Genomic DNA, 751 nt, shown 5'->3' with positions numbered 1-751 from the left:
GTAGATACTCCGTTTCGACTCAAGCGTTCATATGCTCATCGCTGAAGAGCAACGAGGAATCGAATGGGGTTTGGCTCTGCATGCAGGCCCACAGGCCGGTGAGGTACTTGCGCATCACCGCACATTGGGCCTGGATCTTTTTCTTGCCCCGCGCCACCAGGGCGTCGTAGAACGCCTTGGCCCGCGGATCATGCCGGACCGCACACATGGCCGGCATGTACAGGGCCGCCCGCAAATAGGCATTGCCGGCTTTGCTGAGCCGCGCAGGCCGGTTCACGCTGGTACCGGACTGCGTGAGTCGCACGTCCAGGCCGGCATAGCGGCTGACCTGTGGCGCCTTCAGCTCCCGGGGCAGCACACACAGCTCGGCCAGTAACGCGATGGCCGTGGCGTCGCCGATGCCTTTGGCGGCGGTCATGTTGGCATGATGCGCTGTCAGCGTTTCACACTCGGCGATCAAGGCCTGCGCCGCTTGCGTGAGGCGCTGGATGCGGCGATCCAGCGCGGCAATGCCCTCCTGCTCGTCGTCGATCAGCAGCGGCAGGGTCATGCCCTTGGCCTGCAGGGCGTGCAAGCGGTTCTTGGCCTGGGTGCGCGCTGCCGTGAGGCGATTGATCTGGCGCCCCAGGTCGCGCAGGGCCAGCTGCGTCTGGGTCGGCGGCACCCAGCGTCGGGGTTCCATGCGCTCGCCATACTCCGCGAGCAGCGCCGCATCCAGGCCATCGGTCTTGCTGCCACGGAGCTTCAGTTC

The 751-nt window shown here is 65.6% G+C and carries 1 protein-coding gene; it reads right to left on the bottom strand.

The window, feature by feature from the left end; genetic code table 11:
• Positions 1–19 precede the first annotated feature (19 nt).
• Positions 20–751 (bottom strand): IS110 family transposase (locus tag ACFOEV_RS19190; RefSeq protein WP_386776510.1); only part of this gene is annotated, 732 nt, incomplete at its 5' end.

This window comes from Litchfieldella rifensis (assembly GCF_042646605.1).
Classification (GTDB): Bacteria; Pseudomonadota; Gammaproteobacteria; order Pseudomonadales; family Halomonadaceae; genus Litchfieldella; species Litchfieldella rifensis.
The sequence above is the reverse complement of the archived record's forward strand: the minus strand, read 5'-3'. Positions and strand labels throughout refer to the sequence as shown.